Below are 19,032 nucleotides of genomic sequence, written 5' to 3' on the forward strand. Positions count from 1 at the left end.
ACCGTCACCTCCATACCATCAGTTCGATACCCCTAGGTAAGTCTACTCTTTTTTCATCCAGATAACGTCTCATGTGGTCGATCATATATTCGCGACCTCCATGGATCATCTCTCGTTCGACATCATTCAGCAATTCAGCAATTCTACTCTCGTTTTCGGTTCTGCTAAAAATAGTAATGGAAGGGTTGCCTTTAAAGTGGTGCCTTTGTCTCAAGTAACTATCGCAACCCCAATAAATCACTGGAACACTCTCCATCACCTTGAAATCCATGTCTCGTTTTTGAGAAGAGATCACCTTACCATTGGTATAACTGTTCTCGTCATCAGTATATAAGAAGTCCTTCGGACTCCCATATACATCGTCCGTGTAAAAGAAATGTTCATTCATCTGCTCGTGAACCTTTTTAAGATTTCCTATCATATAAAAGATGTCTTCTGAATAAGAGGAGGAGTTGAGGAGATTTTCTAGGGGGTATATTTTCTTCAAGAGTCCGTTCCCCTTGATTCCGAGTGTCTTTTTGTCGCTCACTTTTCTTGAACGCTTGACCATCCCCTCATCTCCGTTCGTCAATATTATGCGATCGGACCACTGCCTCTCTGGGATACCAAACTTCATACCCTCTATCAGAACATGTAACATCATCTCACTTTCAGTCACGGGACTAGGACCGACCTCAATGACGGACACATTCGTCGGTTGCCCATCTTTTAAGTAGATAATTCGGTGCCCTTCTTGAAGGCTCATGATTTTCTCTTTGACCGCTCCTCTATCTTCATTCAGCTCAAAATCCCCATCAGCGATTCCGATGGCAATCAATAGAGGTATGTAATCATTGTTGGGAAGGGAAATCATCATACGGATCGGTTTACCTTGTGAACGGGTATGTTCCTTTAAATATCTCCCAATCTCCAGAGAAAAGACGACCCAGTCAGGGAGTTTGACGACGCCTTCATTCAAGTGTAGTTTCAGTTTGTTCTCAATCATGAAATTCATCCTTACTTTTTTATCATTACTATTTAATAAATTTTACCATATAAACTGAATTTGAATGATTGATTCCGAACATAAACCGATAATGAAAAGTGTGCGCCGGCGCACACTTTTCATTATCGGTATTTGAAATAAAACTAATTTTTGATTTTAAATTTTTATCTCAAAGACCTATGCTATATTTAGATGAGAAGAGGTGATTAACATGGAGAACCACTCATCCTCCAACGGCCGCTCTCAGCAACTCATTATCTCGCAAGCGGTCAATACGATCAAGCGGCACGGTATGGAAGAAATCCTCCATAGCGTATCTATTTTCGATATCAATGAATTTGTCGCATCACTTTATCAAGAACACTACGCGCTTGAGAATATCGAAAGTGCCTATAAAAAAATTCGCTATTATTCCTTCATGAAATTAAAACGTCGGTGGGTCAAAACAGCCGTCCGGAATTACCAAGAGTCTCGCGGGTACAATAAAGAACTACGAGCCAAGCACGACATGATTTCAGCATATGTGAAAGTCGCAGGTCTCGAAGGACTCTACAAAGAGTTTCACGTGAAAACGATTGAAGACTATATGACTCTCTGCATCACCGAGATTGAGGATTGGGCAGAAGACCCAAATCAGTTAATCCATACTTATCCGTATTGGTCTCAAAAGACCATCAACCAAAAAACGACGACGTTGAAAACAGATGTGCTCATGATATTAGGGGAAGTCGCCAAGGAAATCGATTCAACCAAACGTGTTGCCCACCATTCACCGACACTTGCTGTCGACATCCCGTTTTTCGGGATGTCAGATCGCATCAAGAACAAAACCGATCAACTTGATGAGAAACTCAATGACGCCTCACAGCTCAATCTTGAACTGCTAAACTATGACTCCGTCGTACCAAAATACAAAGAGGGCGTTCCGCAAAACCTCTCCGTCTTAGTCAGTAAAGAGTTCATCCAAGAGTTGAATGGTAAAGTACCTGATCTTGATTCGAAGGATTTTGAAGCCTTCACCGAGATTTTGTCTTACCGTGATATCTCTTTCCAGACAAGTCGTAAAATCATCTTTCCGTTAGTTCAATTGGTTGAAAAGCTTTATGCCAACAAGAGCGGGAAGAGCTACGACCTGACAACAAAGCGACTGATGAAGCTTGGCTACTACCGTGTCGCGGGACACAACGATGAAGGGGACTTTTTTATCCGTGGACTCTTCTCTTCTGTCACAATTAAGAATGCGACGACACTCGCAGACAGCCAGGTGATCGTCACAGTGACAGAGGAAGTCTATGACGATTTGCTCAAGCAGCAGATTGTTAGTATCTATGGTGAACAGATTGAACAGTTGAAGGGGAGCTTCGCTTATCACTTAGCGTTCGTACTTCAAAAGGAACGAATGGCTGCCATCCAGACAGGGGAACAAAGTCCGGTCCGCCGACATTGGCGTCAATTTACTTATTCCATTCGCTTCAATAAATCTCGTAAGTCAGAGAACTTACTAGAACTTGAGGCAAACCTTGACCGCATCAAAGAACACGAGTTCATCTTGAAAGACTGGCACCGCTCCGGCGATTACTATTTCTTCACGTTCTATCCGCTCGAATCATGGGAATTGTTGAACCATACAGACACGTTACTCCTTTAATAGAAGCGACTGCTCAGAAGAAGCCTTTTTACAAACAGGCTTCTTTTCTTATGTACATGCTTTTCAGCTACTGTTTCACATGGAACATTTACGTGTTGTCTACTATGTAGCGAAAGAAAACTGAGTAAATATTTGCGATGAGCCAATCAAGTCACGTCAGAGTTTCAAGCTCACATGTATCTCTCATTAACAATCTTTTTCCTGACCGCTTTGGTGCGAAGTCAATCGTACTGAAACGACATCTTTATATTTTTAGGAGGGAACATCTGCATTGAACCCTTATAATTCACTCGACTTGGTCGTAAAACAGCGTACCGAAACGATATTTTTGCTAAATTTGGTCGCTAATCGTCGTACTGAAACGACACCTCCATCAATTTGGTCGCAAATCATCGTACTGAAACGACATTTTTGATGTTTTGGTCGTAAACCGTCGTACTGAAATGACATCTCTCACTTTTTTGATGAGTTTTTAAAATAATTTAAAGCGACCATTCCATAAAAATGGTCGCAATTCGTCGTACTGAAATGACATTTGTAATGGTTTTAATCGCAATGTGTCGTACTGAAACGACACTTTCACCAATTTGGTCGCAAACCGTCGTACTGAAACGACATTCCCCACTCTTTTACGTTGAAAATTCTTCTCTAAATTAGCTAAAAACGGCTTAACGAAGCCCTTCCTCTAAATTTGGTCGCAATTCGTCGTACTGAAACGACATCTATTCCTCCCTATGAAATGGCTCAACATCAACGTTTTTTAAAATTTGGTCGCAATTCGTCGTACTAAAACCGCACTTTGACACCACTTGGAAAGAACAAGATACTGAAACTAGCATATTTTAGGATAGGGGAGGTGTAGGAGAGATGATGGAGACGAATCGACATATTTTGGTCGCAAACAAGCTATTGGTCGCAATGAGCGGATTGACGCGTTGGACGAAGCGCGCAGATCACTATCGCTACGAGCAACACCACTATAACATCCCGGCCTGTTTCACTGCCTTTAAATGGACCAAGTCCCGAATCCGTCATATTCTCTCTATTCTCGCCTACGCTGATGACCAAGGGAAGATGGAATTTGCAGAAGACAACATGCTCGCAAATTTTGCCTGCACGTCGGTACGTTCTCTACATAACAACTTGAAGACCTTTGAACAGAATGGCCTCATGACGGTCGTACGTCACTTCCCAGGAGTGATTTCAATCCAATTGACAGATTACCTTGAAAACTATCGTGATTTGTTTATAGACGGTGCCACGGTTGGTTCGAAGACGGGGTATACGTCTGTTTGGCACGGCCTCTTATCCGAATTGATTGCGCTCGATAACGTGAATACATTGCGACTCGCGTTACGGACACTTGTTCAGGTTGAAAAAGATGTTCATGTCCAGGCAAATGAACAGGCCATCCTGACCTACGATGAGATTAAAGGATTCCTTCCTAAATACTGTGGTCACAAGCTCGCCATCCAAAAGATGATGTCCGGTCTCAAGTTCCTTCAGGTCTCTCTTGTCGAAGATAGTAAGCGTTTTTTGAATATGATCAAACAGAATGTCTCTCTCCAGAAACGAGTCCAAGACGTGACGAGACCGCTCTTACTTGAAGTTCACCTATCCGCTGCGCAAGACAGTAAGCAGATCAAAGAGAAGGACCGCTCTGAAGTTCAGCTCCTTTGGTTTGAATTGCGAAAGCGAGTAGGGGAATTCTTCGACTTTGACGCGCTCAAGGTCAACCGCGATTCGCTCTTCTCGATGAGCGATACGTATGGGGCCGAAATATTCAAACAGGTCGTCGAAGAGGTAAAGCAAGCATTCATTCATCACCGTGAGGATTTGGTCCACTCGAGCACCCATAAGCTGTTCTTTAAAGAGCCGATTTTCTACCTTCATCAACAACTAAAATCGGCCCAGGCAAAAATGGCTATCGCATGATGGTCTTTTTGGCATGCTCTGTTTTGAAAAAAGATATGAAAATGCCTCATTATTAGAGGGATTTCCATCTGATTATATTGTTTAACACTCATCTTAAGTCATTTCTGCACATCAAGTGTCCTGTTTTTATTTTTAGGAAAAAAATCAAATCGATTAGCTAAAGAATCAAGCATTGAACGAAATAAATCATCTCTTATTATTTAAATTCCAAATCATTATTGAAAAAAAAAGAGTCGTAGTGAAAGAAATGGTAATCCATTTGAAATTTCTCCTTTTACTTAACCTGTCAGAACGATTCGTATGACTGGCTCTAGAGACCTTCTTGTTTTTCTAATTCTATTAATCTTTATTTAACTCTCTATAATCTATTTATATTCTTTTAACTCAGAAGAATATGCTTTTATATCTTCTTCTATTATTTTAGTCATATACAGATGTATAACGCATTTCCTTTATTAATCGATTTAAGAGCCCGACTTAGCTTGGTGACAACAACATTGTATAAAATCGTTAGTACTTCAAATAACAAGCTGTATACAGTTCGATGTCGAAATGTATACAGAAACTGTTTACAGTTCATTTTGCGTATACATACTCAAAATGCGGTTGTATACATTAGTATACGGAATATATTGATGTCTTTACTGTTTTTATATTGTAAGGAAAAAGAGATTGTGACATGATATGAGAGAGAAAGGGGAGAGAAGATGAACATACTCACGTTTTACATTTCGAAAGGTGGATCAGGTAAGACGACCTGTTCTTTGAATATGGCTTACGCATTGGGTGAGCTGGGGCAACGAGTCCTGATTATTGATTTAGATCCTCAAGGCTCACTCAGTAAGCTGATGTTAAAAGAATCCGACACAATCAAGTACATGACGATGTTTGATGTACATACACGTAATCTCGATATCAAAGAAGTCCTTTTTGACGACGAAACGTATCATGTGAGTCTTCTCCCTTCGAATGAACGAAATGCCAGATTGATCAATTTGATTTCCGAGCAAGACAAGCTCTTTCTATTAAAGGATATGATTGCACCGCTCGAGGATGAGTTTGATTGGATTATCTTAGATTCGGTCCCATCGATCAACGAACTTTCAAAAGTCGTGCTTTCGACTTCAAACATGACCGTCATCCCGTTCATGCCAAAGAAGCTCGTTTTCGACCAGCTTGCGAGTACAGTCCGAACTGTACAAAAAGTGAAAAAGTTCTATAACCCAAATCTCGTCATCACGGGTATTCTTCCTGTCGCCATGGATGCCTCTTTAAAGGCAGATAAAGAGTACTATGAAGCAATGGAAGCAATCGCAAAGGTGGAGGGATTAGAGATTCTTCCGATGATCAAGCGATCTACCTTCATTGAGAAAGCTGCCGATAGTGGAAAGAGTGTCATCCAGTATCGCTCAAAGGAATCGAAGATGCTCGCTGAACCATTTCGACTATTGGCCAAACAAGTCGTCGAACAAGCAGGTGAATCATCATGAAAGCACGTAATCGCAACATTCATAAAATCAAACCGAGTGAGCAGCATCCTTACCAGAGCGGTTTGACGAATATCAGTGCGCTCGTTCAAAAACTTCCGGTCTCAAAAGAAGTCGAGGATCTCGTTCATGAAATCAATGAACTTTCGAGGGTCCAAACGATTTCTGTATTCGAGATTGGGAAACGTCTCGTCATCGCTCGTTCCGAGATGCATGACAAAAAAGAATGGATTGGATTCCTCGAGGCAGTTTCGATGTCGAACTCTCTTGCATCCCGGTATATCAAAACCTATGAGACATTACATCCACTTGAAGCATCACTTGCGAGCTTACCGGCTTCTAAACTGTTTGAACTGATGTATCTCGACAATGTCGAGGAAGTCGTCGAACAAGGACTCTATATTGACGGAGAGTCGCGAAGCGTTGACGAGTTGACAGTCAGACAAATCCGCGAGGCCCGTAAAAATCGTGAAGCCGTGCAACAGGTCAAAGTCAGTCCGTTTCATAAAACAAAGAGACCATCTGCTGTTCTCTCAGCACGAATCCCATCCGATCTATCAGATCAGTTTCAACAGTATGCGCATGCCCAGAATCGGAGTGTGAGTGAACTACTGACGGAAATCATTGAGCGGACCGTGAACGACAACATCATTAATGACACAGACGAGAAGCGAGGAGACGAATCATGAAGAAAATCGCCCTGTACAATCGAAAGGGTGGAGTCGGTAAGTCGACGACTACCATCAATTTGGCTCATGCTTATGCACGTGACGGATTGCGCGTCCTCGTCATCGATGCGGACGACCAGGCTTCTTCTACAAACGGACTAGGTCTGACAAATGACTACGAAGGAAAAGTCTTACTCGATTGCCTGCTTGAAGAGAATGATCCATTCTATACACCAATCGAACAGGTGATCGTGACCTGCGAGTATGAAACGGGAACGGTCTACCTTGTTCCAACGAGACGTTCAGCTTCACCGAGTGACCTGACGAGCCAAATCGGGTATGAGTATCGCCTCAGCGAAGAACTTACCAAAATCGATGAGCTGTTTGACATCTGTCTCATCGACTGTCCGGGTTCGACTTCAGCGCTTAACCCATATGCGCGTTGCGCGCTTGTCGCCCAAGATTGTATCGTGATGCCTGTCCAGATGCAGAAGTTCTCGATGGATGCCGTCTACTCGGCACCTGAAGAGTTGGAAGAGATGAAACGATTCCGGGAAGACATCCATATCGCTGCCTTCATCCCGACGATGGTGAGTGTCCGCTCGAAAGGAGATGTCACGACAGTCGAAGAACTTGAAGAACTCGGGAAAGAGGTCGGTATTCCGGTTTTGACGACGATACCTTACGCGGTGAAGGTTCAGACGTTGCAACGGGAGTCGCGTCCCGTCATTGATCACAAGAGCCCAGCAACCGACGCCTATTTACAACTAGCTCAGGAGGTACTTTCGTTATGACACGCAACCGAAAGAAGCACATACCAAAAATCTCGACTTTCAGTGCGAATCTTCCCGTGAATCAAAATCAACAAGCTGCAGATAGCCGGACAGATCAAGTTGAGGCCGTGAAAGAGTTTTCTGCAACGACGAATGTCCCGAACCCTTATCAGGCACTCCCCGCCACAGGATTATCGCGTATCATCACGAAGAAGCTTCCTGAGGACATGGATGGAATCGTTCAATACTACAACCATATTGATGCCATTCAAGCGACCAGTTTTGTCGAGAAATGTCGAATCCTCGCCCATGCTAATAGTCTGTTCCGCAATCCAGAAACGAAAAAAGAGTTTCAGAAAGAACAAGGATCTTGGAAAGAATTTTTAGGTAAAATTGGGATGTCACATCCTCAAGTCAGCCGTTTCGTCTCATTTTGGAATATTTTTGGGCCGAACATATTACAAAAAACAATAGAAGAAGATTTTAGTGCGACCAAACTCGCGGAACTTCTTTCTTGGCCCGAAGACCCGAAGAAGGCGCTCCTCGAAGAAAAACGATATCCCACTCAGAACGGTGACAAAACCGTCTATGAGATGACACGAGATGAACTTCGTGAAATCAAACGGATGTTGATTAATCGGCAAGACAGAGGAGGAGTCATCGAGACACAAGAGAGCAAGCCGATGAATATTCGAATCCGCTTTCAAGGCAAGGAAGATGCTCTTTATCAATCTTTGTTGGAAGTCGCAAGAAAAGAAGATGTCTCTGAGGATGAGATTATACGTCGAGCCTTGAATTTTTATATTAATAATCAGGGCAAAAAATAGCAGAGTTCATAACTCAATAAGCTATGAAAGAAACGATATCCGCGCCAGGGAAGTCCCTGGCGTCTTTTGATGCCCATTTCTTTCTTGTCTGCTCATCTTATTGAAGAATCGACCAAATTCGGAATCGTATTATTACAATTCGATAGAAATGATATTTGGAAATCAACTCATGAAATATGGAGGTAGAATTATTTCGAAACCGAAATGTATACATAAGAAACACCATGGAGAGCAACAAAATAAAGAATCAAGTATGTCTGGAGGTGTTCTGTTTGATAGATATGAAAGAGGTCCTACGATTTATAGACGGTTCTGGTACTATCGAGAACGTTCTGAGAACGGAGTATATTCGACATAAGCACTCATATGTGCAACCACGGACGAGAAACAGGAGCGCCCCACTCTTCACAAAAGAACTCTATGAAATGATTATCGAGAAAGAATGTGTCCCACCGTGTAGTGCATTCGAAGAGAGAATCATTGACAAGTATTATCCAGGAGTTGATCGTGAGGCTGCGAGGACACAAGTCAATATCGCATACAAGTCATTGTTGACAGATATCCATTTCTATTTCCTTTTAGTCGAATCCGGAATATTTGATTCAGTAGAGATGAGTTTTTCCCATGATCTTTTTGTGAAAAGCGACATCCTTCTGACATCAGGCGATATATCAGTGGGTCTTCAACTTTTTGCAGGAGACGATACATATGAAAAGACGAAGAGGTTATCGCTCGAACGAATAAAACAATTTGTATCTTACCCTATACATCCGTATAGATTAAAACCGCGAGGGAATTGGGTGGATGCCAATGGTAGAAAGTTGTCACTATATGACGAGCAGGACGTCATAGAAGTCTTCGGTATCATGCAAGGGCATGAGGCTGGGGAAGAGATGGATCTAACTCCGGAGGAAGGGGTTGATCGATATGCTCTCCATGACTTGCACGAAGCCGGCAAAACTGCTGATAGACAAAATCAGGGTACTGGTCCTAGGCACTCAGTTGTTTATGGAGGGAGCTTTGATGATGTCGTCATAGACTCTGCAATACGTCGAGGTATCAAAGTCTATCACATCCCTGTCGATATCGAAGGTGTCACTCCGTTCTTCATACAGGATGGTCAGGGACACCATGTATACGCAGACTACTTGAAGAAATATGGTCACAATGCAAGTCGTTTCAACTATGCCCAGTACGCCGTCGAACACGCGGATATCGGTGAAAATATTACAATAAACGCTGGTGCAGGCAGCGGAAAAACCACTACGTTAATCGCCAGAATCATGTTCTTACTAAACACAGGGGCCGTTCACAGCCTCAGTGAGGTGGCAATGATCACTTTCACGAACGAGGCTGTTAACAACATGGAAGCGGCACTCGCTAAGGAACTCGTCCGTCTCACAAAAGAGACAGGCAATACCGTATATCTCAGGCACTTGAATGAATTAAGAAGAATGGACATTTTGACGATCCCTTCATTTGCGAAAAGCATTTTGAATCAGTTTGGTCAACACATCGGCCTAGGCTCCAATATCAGTGTCTCACAGATGACTATGGAAAGACGGGCGATAATAGATGAAGTACTGGATGAAAAATTACGTGAAGCTGGCCAACAGAATTTTTTCTCGGGAATTTGGTATTACAAGGTTCGAGAATTCGTCGAAAACCTCTGGGAAAAGTTCGAACAGAAAGGGTTTATCCATGAAGACCTTGCTGTACTGCCTGATTCAAAAGAGGCTATCGTCAATGTCATAATGGAATCTATCATAGAATCTGATCGACGACTAGATGTTCTAAAGAACGAGTCGGATGCCTTGGGCGTTTCCGATTTGACCCGATATTTAAAGAGAATCGTTTCTTCTGCGGCACCTTTATCGGATTTGTCGTCCCGCTATAAATATTTAATGGTGGATGAATTTCAAGATACGGACATCTCACAGATTTCGTTTATTGCTGATTTAATCATTTCGACCGGTATACGACTTATAGTGGTCGGAGACGTGAAACAGGGAATTTATCGATTCCGCGGGGCCGATTCATCGGCGTTCAGCGTCCTTCAATCTGCTTTGGAAAGTAGAGGGGGTCAGAGACAAGTCTCTTATCATCTTGACGAGAACTTCCGCTCCACGAAACGTCTCGTCGAGATGATGGAACATCACTTCTCCACTTGGCGTAATTCCGGATATCTTCCCGATGACGAGGATGGCATGTACTCAAGAAAAATAGACAGTGATTCAAGGGATTCCTTCTTCGTGTTCGAAGGTGGTTCGATAGAGATAGAAGACATCAAGGGTCGATTCAATGAACTCCCAGACAAGTCGGTTTTGGCAATACTGGTACGAGATAACGCAGACGCTGAAAAAATTGGAAGTATGTTGAGAGACGATGGGGTCATCAAAAATTATGAAGTGAGAATGGATGGCACTTTGTTTCGTTCACGAGCTGCTAAAGACCTACTGATTCTAATAAAATCATGGATTTTCCCTGAGGACCGTAATATGCAGTTCTCGCTTGGCGGTACTGCTTATACGCGTCCGACTGAACCGATGAAATTGAGAAGATTTACTGGGCCGAGTGGAGAGAGCTTGGTTGAGGTTGAAAATAATGAAATCGTTTTGGACAAAATATGGTCAGAAGCACAAACCTTGATTAAGAATCATCCACTCTTGCGCGTGCTCGACCACTTTATAGAAGGCTCTAAACATTTAGAGTATTTGAAAGAAGCCGGTGTTCCCGGATCTGATATCAAGAAGTATGAGCTGAACCTTCAAAAAATCCTCTTGATGGTTCACGAAACATTTTTAGATGGACCATTAGACATTCTCGCCCTTTATAACTGGTTAGAGATACAAGTGTCTACGAATCATGAGACGGACGAAGCTGATATTGAGGATTGGAGCTTCAATGGGAATATTGTTAGAGTTTTGACCGTGCATCGTTCGAAAGGTCTTCAGTTCGACACTGTCATGATACCTTTCACTTCCAAAAGTATGGTGAGGCATGTCGAATTTATAAAGGATGATATCATCGTGCTCGCTGAAGAGTCTAGCGACATCGAATATGGTTGGAGATTCGTGGAAGGAAAGGACTTTGATTTCACGACAGCTAATTACCTTTCCCTAAAACAAGAGGAGGATGCGGAGCAGATAAAAGAGGAATGTAGACTCCTCTATGTGGCGATGACTCGTGCAATCTCAAGAATTTTTATTTATGAGACAGACAAGGCCAAAAAATGGGGGTCACCTCGAACGTGGGGCGAACTTTTACAGATGGGGAGATGATGGAATGGGGTACAAGGTAATGACCTACGAGACTCCCGAGCAATTAATGCACCCTGATTCGTTGTTCAAATCTTATCAAGATGGGGTGCACATCACGGCAACGAATTCTTTGAAGATAGGTATGATTGAAAGTAATACTGAGCTTATAAAATGGTTAGATGGTCCGGTGATTTCCTTTGCGGATTTGGCGAAAGAGTCTGGGAATAGGTGGTTTCGCTCCAGTACGGAGCTTCAACAGTTCACCCTTCTGTCAAAAGTATTGCGTGAACATGTGGCAGGGGGAAGGGTCGAACATGCTGAGATTCACAGCGCAGTCGATAAAAACCGTGGCCTCATCTTGTCTACCATGCGCATGTTACGGGAATCGGGTGTCACCTCCGATTGGTTTGACAAAATCTTTGAAGAATTATCCTCAGAGGAGAAAACTTTTGTCTTGCTATATCAACGCATGGAGAGTGAAGGGGCGTTCTCGGCATTCGACGATTGGATACTATCTTTTGAAAATGATGTGGTGGGACAATTTGCTGATTTGCTTGAGATTGTCTTGTCAAATATGACAAAAAAGGGTGATGACGCTTTTCGTGGGGGGGCAGGATGTAATATTGATACGGAAGAAGATGCATCAGAAATTGTCTCAAAAAGGTTCTTGCAAAAACGAGTCATCATCTTACACGGCTTCTACTTCCTTCTCCCGATTCAGAAGCGTCTCTTTGATAGATTGAGCGACCACATAGAAGTGGTACACATCGTCAATCACCTTGATGGATTCGAGCGAGGATTCGAGCCTATTGAAAGATTTCTGTCATATGATGACACGCCGAAGGTCAAGGCGTTAAATATTCCGTACCCTGTGAATGCGCACGCCAAGCGTTTCCTTAACGCCCTTAATGGAAGAATCGAGGACAGCACCGAACCGTTCGGCGAAATCTATCGTTTTCGAAATCTCTATCAATTCAAAGAGTATGCCAAAAAAGATAAACACCATTTAGTCTCACCGAAGGCTCATGTCATTAGAGGTTATATGTCTGAGTTGGACGAAATGGAAAAGCAACAGTTGTCCCGTTATCCTCTCGGGCGTTTCTTGTTAGATGTCCATCAATTGAACAATGGAAGATATGACACTGGTTCGAATTCGTATGTAACGTCTGAAAACCTGGCGGTCTCGAGGATACAACGTATCTTTCAATCGGGTTTTCTTATAATCGATGGCATTCAGGCGACTCGATATTTAAAGGCGCTTATGCGTGTATCAAGGCTTCTCGAACAGGAAAATGATTTTGATGGATGGATAAGTATGCTCGATGAAATTCGTGAGATGAAAATGGAGATTGAGACAAGGCTAAAGAAAAAATACCGACATTTCGGTGGCGATCTTGACCACAGACTTTACAGTCGACCTCATGAGATGATTAGTCATCTAAACGTTAGCTTTGAAGAACTTGATGCGATAAAAAAGGGTATTCTGGGCGTCCGAGATTTATATCTGAAACTGTTCAAGGACCAGCAGACGAATATCAAGGACTACGTCAATATCTTGGACCAGCATATCACAGATGAGATTTTGCCGGGTCTTCAAAATGAAGCTGACCGGAAAGTGGCAGAAGAAGTGAGAACGGCATTGATTGATTTACAAGAGAGTTCTTTGGAAACAGTCGACCAAAGGGACCTTGTGAGCGGATTAGAATTTTTTCTCGCTGGGAAACCAGAGGAGGATGAGTACGTATCTGAAATGAACGGAAGGGGCGGAAAAGAGCAAGGAAGTCTTGTGCAGGCGATGCTCAACAGTGATGGTTTGCAATACGCACAAAACCGACAAGTACACTTTTGTGTGATGGACCAAAAATCATTCCCATACACGCAAGCGATGAACTTATGGCCTTTAAAATCAGAGAGAACGAGGATTCTCTTTGAAAAAAGCATCGAGCTTTCCCAACTGGGAATCCGAAAAGAGCTTGAATTCGAGATTGCATGCTATCTTTTCTATCTATTGATGTGCAATGGTGTCCATTTGAAGTTCTCTTTTATTAAAGAGTTGGAGAAAGAAAAGTCTCTCGCCCCGTCTTTCTATCTCACCCTCATGGGTCTTGAAGTCACACCGCCAAAACCTATAGAGATTGAGCAAAACGCGGAAAAAGAGGAAGAAGAGAGCGTCCTGACCTATCCTACGAGTATCGAATCAAATGTCAGGGTCTTTAACGGTGTCGTGAAAAAGACATACAATTATTGTGCCAAAAGAGTGATTTATAGTTTCATGTTTGAAGATCGACCGGTATTTGAAAGTGAATTCCATGAAGGGTTCGTCTTCCAAAATTTACTCCTGTTAGGGAAGGGCGATGATGGAATTATAAGTGATTCATGGAGGCATGGGGTTAACTCATTGTTCCCTCATCTAACAAAGACGAAGAAGGATATGCTAAATGCACTTCATCAAAAATATTGGGGTGACAAACGCGTCTGGAAAGAACAAATTTATCTAGGTGGTGAAAAATACAGTATGCCTCAGAGAGAGATAACACTCTTCGGAAAAAATCCGAGACCAATGAGAGGCTACACAGAAAAAACATCTGAGCTTCCGATAAAAGCTAACCCTGGATTACACTGCATCTATTGTCCATTCGAAAAAATATGCGTTGATGCATCAAGATAGTCAAAAGGTTATTTGAAATCAAAAATGACAAACATAAGTAGGGGTATAAATAGATTGGCAGACATCTGCCAATCTATTTATACCCCTACTATAATATGAAAAATGTTTAGCATGACTTTTTATTTGATTAACTTTCTAAGTCCCTCTATTAAAGTTTGGTCCAACACGGTCTTGTTGGGGATAAACCCCATCTGTACGGCAATGTCCCTACGTAGTTTGCTTAAAGGTTCGGAATTGATTTTATCTTCGTCAACCACGTAGCCAACGACAAATGACTTAAGTTCTTCAATATCTTGAAAGTTTGACGAGGAGAGTAACAATTTAAGATACTTGTCCGGATACATCATCTTTTTCTTGATGATTTCCTCTACATGGTTAACATGATAGCCATAAAGAGGCCTCAACTTAAACATGTCAACGTATTCTGAAATGTTTGAAGAAGTCGAATCTATCATCTCAATATCAATTATGATGTTTTTTTCAATGTGATTCGGAAGTGCCCTGAAACTAAAGTGGGAGTGCATGTCATCCTCGAATGGATGTAGGCTGTCAAATGGGAATTGTTTTTCTCCCTTTAGGGACTGATTGCATTGTTTACATGAAGGTACGAGATTATATAAAGACATCGAGAAATATGGGTATCTTCGCTTTGAAAAAAAGTGATCCAAATCTGCACGAACCCTGCCGCTGCTCGACAAGAACGGTGTCACATATTGACGATTACAATAAGGGCAGACCGTCACCTTGCTATCCATGACAAGTGCATAGTCACTCCATCCCTGCTCAAAAATTTTTGATTTCTTCACATTCATGAGTGTCATGTGGATATCTGGGATATTTATAAATGCTTTCTCGAACTCTACCAATGTCGGACACTTTTTGTCATCGAGAACTGCATCTATGTCTTTCCTCCTACCAGGTAATGAGTCGTACAGAACTTCTCGGAAGTATTGACGATATTTTAACGTGAATTTGGTAGGTTGTGGAACGTTTGCCCGCTCCTTTGCTGCTGATTTTAAGAGATCAAACAAAGAACCGGTTTTGAATCTCTCATAACCGAACAACTCGTATAAATGGTTGCTGAATCCAGTATCGTATTCGCGAAGTTCTAAAATCTTCATTAGAAGGATAAAATTTTTCGATAATTCCTCTTCTAGTTTACGTAATTCGGAAGGTTTTCCGACTGCAATCTTTTTTAGGTTTTCTTTAATATATGCGTAGAATCCTATTTGTTCGAGATAAAACCTCAATTTAAACATTGCACTGTTGTGAGGATATGCCATTGCTTGAATGAGATTCGTTTCAGCTTCCTTGCTGAGCACGTGTAATTTGTACTTCTTTCCTCCCATCGTCAACCTCTCATCGAGATCTTGAAGCAGGTAGGCAAAGTGTCTTTTTTCTGTGCTTTCTTTGTATGTCAGTTTAATCACTGTGGGGTTCCCCCCTTGTCGCTAGAACTTAAGATGTACCTGATTAATTCTTCGCGTTCGATGTTAGTCATGGAGTCGAACAAATTTCTTGATTCATTAACCCTGTTACTAGATCTATGTTGCACCAACGCGTCGATTTTATCCTGAAAATTGAATCTAACCACGTCTTCCCCGATAATATTGACAATGGCTTGAATCGTCTCTAGCTTTTCTAATGACTCTCCATAGTACATAGATTCCTTTAATTCTATAAGTTTTTTTTCTATTCTGCTAAAAGTATCCAAAGAAAGACTGCCTGCGACCTGGTTTAGAAAGAAAGAATCAGAGAACAACGAATATATATTCTCTCCAAATGTCCGCTTATCTTTTTTATTTTTTGTAGTGCCTATGTCTTTTTTGTCAGAAAGATATAAAACATTGTGATGAGGAACATCTGACAGAATGATGGGAGAATGTGTCGTCAAAAAAAACTGGACTTTCTGCTTTGGGAAAATTTTTTGTGTAGTGTTGGTCAGCATCTCCAAGTATTGGGCTTGCCACTTTGGATGAAGTGAGCTGGCGGCCTCGTCTATTAAAATCCAAATATCGCGTTTATTATCACTCGAATTCGGTTTAAAAAATCCTAAACTTACTTCATAGAGTAGTGAGTAAAGGTTCATGCGATTTACTTCACCCGTACTCATCTCCCAATCCAGACGGATGAAAGGCACCGTAGAGACGTATGTAAAATATAAGTCACAGAATCTGAAGAACTCCTTTGCCTTTTCTTCGTCTTCTAGTTCGGCAATATATGATTTTTTTCCGTGGGGATTTTGAATAAAATAAAAAGGTTCATTCAAGTCATTAATTATTTTCATATAATCAGAGGAGATTGGGCCTAGGTCTGAAGTATCGAAAGTATTTTTAAAAATATTTATTGTTTGGAATGCTAAACTTTCAAATTTAGATTTCTCATTTTCCGTATCTAAACTAATCTCTTCTACAGAATTGAAGAACTCGTCCACTTTTTCGTCCAAGTTGATGTAGTCATTTGAAAGGAGCGTTGAAAATGATTGATATACGAAATAGAGAATCAAGTGCTCGTTCCAACACGCAAAGAACTTTAAATGCTTCTTTTCAGTTTTAAGTAGAGTTCGAATATTATTTCGTACACGCCGAATTTGAATTCCGCTCTTTCTCGAATCACGTTTTGGCATAAGGGTATCTAATGTCGTCTCTAAATTAAAAGTTAAAAGGTCATCATCAAAATCAACCTGGACTGATTTCGGTTGTGTAAGGTCAATTTCAATTCTTTTATGATGAATCGCATTTAGCAATTGTACTTGTTTTTCCATCTCCGAATTGAAAAATATAGTGATAGGATTACTGAATGCTATACGATCACTATCAGCAGATTTTGTTGAAGACTCCTGAATCAGTTTGCCGACTGTTTTATCAGTTACTAACTTAGATGTTATGTTTCGATTCTTAAAAAATTCATTTTTATTTAATGTATCAGTCAAATAAATGATGCTCCCTGGAGAAACATGGTGTTCAAGTTTCTTTTTATCTGCCTGCTTGACTGTATATGCTTTGTTTGTGTTCTTTACTGAAATACCAACATCTTCAGATGTTGCGTAATGATAAACGATATCTTCTTCTGCATCATAGAAGATCCCTAGGAATGAATCTTCCCAACGGTCATGGTTTTCGAAATCTAAAAAAATTTTGATATTTTTTAGGAGTGTAGTCTTACCGCTACCGTTATCTCCTACAATCACATTCACAGCTTTTATATTTGGGGTCTCCTCATGAAGAAAAGAGTCAACTCTTTGGACATCGTGCCTAAACTGCCGGATGTTTAATGTATAAGTATTTTGCGCTCTACTGTTTTGTTCGAGAGAGATATCTAGTAAATCTTGAAGTTTGAACTCTTCAATGGCCCTTGTAAACTTATTTCTTTTCAACAAATAAACTAGCTTCATATTATTTCATCATCCTTATAATCCATTATTTATACCTTCTAATTGAAATTATATACTCGTAATGGTTTTTGTGGGAAAATTTAATAAGTTTCTTTATAGATAGAAGATGATTAAAGAACTGTAGAATCACTTATTTAGAATTTAAAGTTAAAAAGACAACCTCCTATTCGATAAAAAAGAAGTTGTTATGTGCTTCGAATGATTAGACAGATGTATGCTCGATTATCCAATCAAGAACTATATTTGATTTCCTATCGCATTATAGTGGGGGGATTTAAGGTTTTAAAAGGTGAGATATGTTCGGTTAGATCATAGCTCTTCCGCTTCGAAGATTCAGTGAAAGAAGCAGATATAGGATTAGAGGGCGACTTACTTTGCATTGAGTGGCTAAATCTACTGATGGTCCGGATAGGATATAGAATTTGGCATAAGTGATGAGATTAGTTAAAGTTCACTTTCATTATTAATTTCTAGTTTAAAGTGTACGCATTAATGATTTCTATTTAAGGGTTGTTCACTTAGTAGGTGTAAAATAGAGGCATGTGCGTATCGGTATCAGTCTAAAGTGAAATTAGAAGAAAAGTCTGCCAAAATTATATCTAATGATGACAGACTGTTTCATTTAATCTCCTTCTCGATTATTGTTTCTTTCACGAAGGACAGCTAGTTCTACTTGTTCCTTCAGACGGTCATTAAAATCTTCTTTTTCCCTTCTTAAAAGCTGTACTTCAAGATGTAATTTTTGATTCTCCTCTTCCAGCTGTTCAATCCGTCGTACTCGAACTTTAAAATCGTCGACGGAGTCCATAAGGCTTTGATTTTGACGATAGAGTTGCTTGCGTTCATCCTCAAGCCTCTTTAAATTTTCCTCCAAAGTAAAAATCTCTTTCTTATGATTTTTTAATTCTTCTTTAAATGATTCACGTTCAGATTCACTTATATCTTTGATCGACTGTTTATCGATGAGCAATTGAGATATCTGATGTTTTAATTCAACCAACTCAATTTCATGTGATTCAACTTTTTGATCATATTTCTCTCTGAGCTGCTCCGTCTCCAAAATCACATTCTCTTCAAGGTCCTGGATTGTCTTTTTGTATCGAGAATTGATAAGGGTATGTTCTTTCTTTTGCACCTCAAGACGGGTCGCACGTTCATTAAAAAGAGCGATGATTTGTTTCAGCGAAGCCTCAAGAACTGCGTCTTCTTCTTTGATTAATGGGTCTGGAGCATTCTTTTCTGCTAAAATCAGCAATTCTTCGAACAGTTGATTCGTCGATAGCTGACGTTGCTCCATCAGTCGTTGAATGTTTTCTTTCACTTCTTGAGAGACGCGATAAGACGTCACTTTGGTTTCACTTGATTGCATGATGGTCTCCTCTTTGTT

At 40.9% G+C, this 19,032-nt stretch carries 12 protein-coding genes; 8 read left to right on the top strand and 4 right to left on the bottom strand.

Features of this window, described 5'->3' with window-relative positions:
* Positions 1 to 4: 4 nt before the first annotated feature.
* Positions 5 to 985 (bottom strand): hypothetical protein, encoded by a 981-nt coding sequence (locus EVJ23_RS13385; RefSeq protein WP_131466484.1) that lies wholly within the window; start codon positions 983 to 985, stop codon positions 5 to 7.
* A gap of 211 nt (positions 986 to 1,196) precedes the next feature.
* Here EVJ23_RS13385 and EVJ23_RS13390 point away from each other — a divergent pair, with 211 nt between their 5' ends.
* The 8 genes from EVJ23_RS13390 (at position 1,197) to EVJ23_RS13425 (ending at position 14,251) form a co-directional block, all read left to right on the top strand.
* Positions 1,197 to 2,633 carry a hypothetical protein gene (locus tag EVJ23_RS13390; protein WP_131466486.1) on the top strand — a complete coding sequence of 479 codons (1,437 nt, stop codon included), beginning with the start codon at positions 1,197 to 1,199 and terminating at the stop codon, positions 2,631 to 2,633.
* 870 nt (positions 2,634 to 3,503) lie between these two features.
* The gene (locus tag EVJ23_RS13395) at positions 3,504 to 4,568 is read left to right on the top strand and encodes a hypothetical protein (RefSeq protein ID WP_161568397.1); all 1,065 of its coding nucleotides are present in this window, start codon (positions 3,504 to 3,506) and stop codon (positions 4,566 to 4,568) included.
* Positions 4,569 to 5,275: 707 nt separating this feature from the next.
* On the top strand, positions 5,276 to 6,058 hold the full coding sequence (locus tag EVJ23_RS13400; RefSeq protein WP_131470822.1) for a ParA family protein: 783 nt from the start codon (positions 5,276 to 5,278) through the stop codon (positions 6,056 to 6,058).
* Positions 6,055 to 6,744 carry a hypothetical protein gene (locus EVJ23_RS13405; protein WP_131466371.1) on the top strand — a complete coding sequence of 230 codons (690 nt, stop codon included), beginning with the start codon at positions 6,055 to 6,057 and terminating at the stop codon, positions 6,742 to 6,744. The genes EVJ23_RS13400 and EVJ23_RS13405 overlap by 4 nt, the downstream gene beginning before the upstream one ends.
* Positions 6,741 to 7,517: a ParA family protein gene (locus EVJ23_RS13410; RefSeq protein WP_131466373.1), complete on the top strand. Its 777-nt coding sequence runs from the start codon at positions 6,741 to 6,743 to the stop codon at positions 7,515 to 7,517. Before EVJ23_RS13405 ends, EVJ23_RS13410 begins: the two co-directional genes overlap by 4 nt.
* On the top strand, positions 7,514 to 8,323 hold the full coding sequence (locus EVJ23_RS13415; protein ID WP_131466375.1) for a hypothetical protein: 810 nt from the start codon (positions 7,514 to 7,516) through the stop codon (positions 8,321 to 8,323). Before EVJ23_RS13410 ends, EVJ23_RS13415 begins: the two co-directional genes overlap by 4 nt.
* A 425-nt stretch (positions 8,324 to 8,748) precedes the next feature.
* Positions 8,749 to 11,604, top strand: a complete 2,856-nt coding sequence (locus tag EVJ23_RS13420; RefSeq protein ID WP_161567038.1) for a UvrD-helicase domain-containing protein — start codon at positions 8,749 to 8,751, stop codon at positions 11,602 to 11,604.
* A gap of 4 nt (positions 11,605 to 11,608) precedes the next feature.
* Positions 11,609 to 14,251: a PD-(D/E)XK nuclease family protein gene (locus EVJ23_RS13425; RefSeq protein ID WP_131466379.1), complete on the top strand. Its 2,643-nt coding sequence runs from the start codon at positions 11,609 to 11,611 to the stop codon at positions 14,249 to 14,251.
* Positions 14,252 to 14,370: 119 nt separating this feature from the next.
* On the opposite strand, the gene EVJ23_RS13430 is transcribed toward EVJ23_RS13425, so the two are convergent.
* The 3 genes from EVJ23_RS13430 to EVJ23_RS13440 all read right to left on the bottom strand — a co-directional run bounded on the left by EVJ23_RS13430 (position 14,371) and on the right by EVJ23_RS13440 (position 19,014).
* A complete protein-coding gene (locus tag EVJ23_RS13430) occupies positions 14,371 to 15,681 on the bottom strand; it encodes an HNH endonuclease family protein (RefSeq protein ID WP_131466381.1) in 1,311 nt (436 codons plus the stop codon).
* The gene (locus EVJ23_RS13435) at positions 15,678 to 17,645 is read right to left on the bottom strand and encodes an AAA family ATPase (RefSeq protein WP_131466383.1); all 1,968 of its coding nucleotides are present in this window, start codon (positions 17,643 to 17,645) and stop codon (positions 15,678 to 15,680) included. Before EVJ23_RS13435 ends, EVJ23_RS13430 begins: the two co-directional genes overlap by 4 nt.
* 622 nt (positions 17,646 to 18,267) lie before the next feature.
* Positions 18,268 to 19,014, bottom strand: coding sequence for a hypothetical protein (locus tag EVJ23_RS13440; RefSeq protein ID WP_131466385.1), 747 nt, complete (start codon positions 19,012 to 19,014; stop codon positions 18,268 to 18,270).
* Positions 19,015 to 19,032 lie beyond the last annotated feature (18 nt).

Source organism: Exiguobacterium sp. SH1S1, assembly GCF_004337245.1.
GTDB classification, from domain to species: domain Bacteria; phylum Bacillota; class Bacilli; order Exiguobacteriales; family Exiguobacteriaceae; genus Exiguobacterium; species Exiguobacterium aurantiacum_A.

Bases quoted from the DNA above. Each gene is read 5' to 3' on its own strand.
- EVJ23_RS13385 (WP_131466484.1), bottom strand. From the start codon at position 985: ATGATTGAGAACAAACTGAAACTACACTTGAATGAAGGCGTCGTCAAA.
- EVJ23_RS13440 (WP_131466385.1), bottom strand. From the start codon at position 19,014: ATGCAATCAAGTGAAACCAAAGTGACGTCTTATCGCGTCTCTCAAGAA.
- EVJ23_RS13425 (WP_131466379.1), top strand. From the start codon at position 11,609: ATGGGGTACAAGGTAATGACCTACGAGACTCCCGAGCAATTAATGCAC.
- EVJ23_RS13415 (WP_131466375.1), top strand. From the start codon at position 7,514: ATGACACGCAACCGAAAGAAGCACATACCAAAAATCTCGACTTTCAGT.
- EVJ23_RS13435 (WP_131466383.1), bottom strand. From the start codon at position 17,645: ATGAAGCTAGTTTATTTGTTGAAAAGAAATAAGTTTACAAGGGCCATT.
- EVJ23_RS13390 (WP_131466486.1), top strand. From the start codon at position 1,197: ATGGAGAACCACTCATCCTCCAACGGCCGCTCTCAGCAACTCATTATC.
- EVJ23_RS13400 (WP_131470822.1), top strand. From the start codon at position 5,276: ATGAACATACTCACGTTTTACATTTCGAAAGGTGGATCAGGTAAGACG.
- EVJ23_RS13405 (WP_131466371.1), top strand. From the start codon at position 6,055: ATGAAAGCACGTAATCGCAACATTCATAAAATCAAACCGAGTGAGCAG.
- EVJ23_RS13410 (WP_131466373.1), top strand. From the start codon at position 6,741: ATGAAGAAAATCGCCCTGTACAATCGAAAGGGTGGAGTCGGTAAGTCG.
- EVJ23_RS13395 (WP_161568397.1), top strand. From the start codon at position 3,504: ATGGAGACGAATCGACATATTTTGGTCGCAAACAAGCTATTGGTCGCA.
- EVJ23_RS13420 (WP_161567038.1), top strand. From the start codon at position 8,749: ATGATTATCGAGAAAGAATGTGTCCCACCGTGTAGTGCATTCGAAGAG.